We start from the raw sequence: 2,588 nt of genomic DNA, 5'->3' as shown, positions 1-2,588 counted from the left end.
CCGCACAGACCACCGCCTCGCCTGTGCTTAACCAACCAGCAGCACAAAGCTAAACAAAATCAAGAAAATGTCTCAGTTGACTTGACAGGCTCCGGAACGTTGATCGTGTAATCCGTCAGTTCTGAGGACGTGTCGGGCAGGCTGTCTCCCAACGAGTCTTGGGAGGTGGTGGCCAGTGGGTAGACGCCCGGAGGTGTTCGTCCGGCAGGTGTCGATGGCCGAGGGGCAGCGGTTGCAGCGCATCGGTCGGAGGGCGAAGGATTCGGTGAAGCTGCGGCGGGCGATCGTGGTGCTGATGTCCGCCCAGGGGCAGCCGGCGCCGGACATCGCCTACCTGCTCAAGGTGACCGAGGACGACGTGCGGGACGTGATCCACGCGTTCAATGAGCGGGGGTTCGACGCGCTGCACCCAAAATGGAGCGGGGGCGCACCGAGACGGATCGATGAGCAGACCCGAGACTGGATCTGCGTCATCGCCCGGTGCGACCCCCGCTTCCTCGGCCGGCCGTTCTCCTGCTGGTCACTTGCCAAGCTGCGCGACTACCTGATCGACACCGGCCGCGTGAGCACGATCAGCGTGGAGACCGTCCGGCGGATCCTGCACGAGCGCGGGGTGTCCTGGCAGGCCACGAAGACGTGGAAGGCCAGTACCGACCCCGACTTCACTACGAAGATGCGCCGCGTGTTGGACCTCTACGACCATCCACCTGCCGACGGGCGCGTGATCTGCGTTGATGGGTTCGGGCCGTTGAACCTGCAACCCCGCCCCGGCCGGGCCTGGCGACCGCAGGGCGAGCCGGTGCGGCTGCGGGCCACCTACACCCGCGACCAAGGAGTCCGGCACATGATCGCCGCCCTGGACCTGGGCACCGGCCGGCTGCATTACCGCATCCGCGACCGCAGACGGTGGCGCGAGTTCCTCAGCTTCCTCAAGACCCTGCGCCACCGCTTGCCCGACCAGACGCTGCACGTCATCCTGGACAACTTCTCCCCGCACAAGCACCCCGAGGTCCGCGCCTGGTGCGAAGCCAACCAGGTCGACTTGGTGTTCCTGCCGACCTGGCGTGAATGCGCGAGCACGGCCTTGCTGGTCACCCGGTTCGGCAGGCCGCATCGCCAGGGGCATTGTCGGCTGCGTACCAGGCACCCGACAAACCCTAGACCGCCGAGGCGTATCCGGAAGGTACCGGAGCGGATGGGCCCGCGTGGTGGCGCCGACGGGCCGGCCAGGTGGGGCAAATCCCGCAATCAATCGGCGCGACTCGATCTCGGCCATAAGTCGATCTAGTGTTCAGCCCGGTGATCATCGAATCACCGGCTGGTCGGGTCCATGCCCGTTGCGATCCTGGGCCGCCGAGCCCTCAAGCGAGACCGTGCGCCCGACCAGCACCACCACGCCCCCTTCTCTGAACTGGACGATCATGAAGTACTACGCGGGCCTGGACTGGGGCGAGAGTCATCACGACGTGGCCGTGGTCGACGAGGAAGGTCAGCTCATCACCCACCTACGTCTGACCGACGACGTTTACGGTCTGGCCCAACTCCTGGCCGCGCTCGCCGCGATGCGGCGCAGTCGGCGGTCGATCCCGATCGGAATCGAGACTGGTCGCGGTCTGATGGTCGCCGGCCTGCGTAAGGCGGGCCAGCCGGTCGTCGTGCTCAACCCGACGCAGGTAGCCAACTACCGCAGCCGCCTCGCTGCGCAGCGCAAGAAGTCCGACCGGGGCGATGCCCATCTACTCGCGCACGTACTACGGGTCGACGGAGACGCCCACCGTCCCACACCGGCGGTATCGCCCCAGGCCGCCGCGCCGCGAGAGATGACCCGCGCCCACCGACAAGCGCTGCACACCGCCGCCCTACTGGCGCGACGGCTCCGATCGGTGTTACGCGACTACTACCCCGCGGCGGCGTCCGCTTGGGCGCACCTGCCCGGAGGCCTCACCAGGCCGGAAGCCCGCACCGTCCTCACCGCTGCCCCCACCCCGGCCCGCGCGGCCCGGCTCACCCGCCGACGTCTGGGAACACTGCTGACCGCGTCCTGAGCCACCCCCCGACAAGGTCAGCGGCGAAGGTCTCTCACCTCCACACGAACAACAGCGCCTCACAGCGCAACGGGTCCGCGACGTAACCTACGACGAAGACCGCTCCCAGATCCGCACCGGCGCCGGGCCACAGGTCATGGCCGCCCTGCGTAACGCCGCCATCGGCGCGCTCCGCACCGCCGGTGTCACCAACATCGCCGCCGCCAACCGGCATCACGCCCGCGGCAGCACCCGCCCACTGGCAATACTCGGCCTCATCTGACGACTTTGCCGGGGCCCCGGCCTGAACCCTGCTCTCGGGAAGGACGGGCATAGGGGCCTGCGGCCGCACCCGCTCGGCTGGAGTCGACCACAGCGAGGCCCGAGTGCGCCACCTCCGGCCTATTCGGCAGCCATTTTGCCGCCTCGAGCGGCCCGCTACCTGCAGTTCTCATCGCTATGATTTAGGCACGGGCGTTTCAAGATCATCTTACGGTGGGTAGTGGTCACCACGTCGGCGTGTCGAATGGGGACGAAGCTCCGTTAGGACGAGGTCTTCTCACG

Annotated in this window: 3 protein-coding genes; all 3 read left to right on the top strand. The window is 67.5% G+C overall.

All coding sequences use genetic code 11. From position 1 onward, the window contains the following. Positions 1-175 precede the first annotated feature (175 nt). The 3 genes from AB0H52_RS31740 (at position 176) to AB0H52_RS31730 (ending at position 2,307) form a co-directional block, all read left to right on the top strand. Positions 176-1,288: an IS630 family transposase gene (locus AB0H52_RS31740; RefSeq protein ID WP_357951967.1), complete on the top strand. Its 1,113-nt coding sequence runs from the start codon at positions 176-178 to the stop codon at positions 1,286-1,288. A gap of 133 nt (positions 1,289-1,421) precedes the next feature. Beyond that, positions 1,422-2,045, top strand: a complete 624-nt coding sequence (locus AB0H52_RS31735; protein WP_357951965.1) for a transposase — start codon at positions 1,422-1,424, stop codon at positions 2,043-2,045. 136 nt (positions 2,046-2,181) lie between these two features. Continuing rightward, positions 2,182-2,307, top strand: coding sequence for a hypothetical protein (locus AB0H52_RS31730; RefSeq protein ID WP_255473768.1), 126 nt, complete (start codon positions 2,182-2,184; stop codon positions 2,305-2,307). Positions 2,308-2,588 lie beyond the last annotated feature (281 nt).

The organism is Micromonospora sp. NPDC050695 (assembly GCF_040654415.1).
In the GTDB taxonomy this organism is placed as follows: Bacteria; Actinomycetota; Actinomycetes; order Mycobacteriales; family Micromonosporaceae; genus Micromonospora.
The sequence above is the reverse complement of the archived record's forward strand: the minus strand, read 5'-3'. Positions and strand labels throughout refer to the sequence as shown.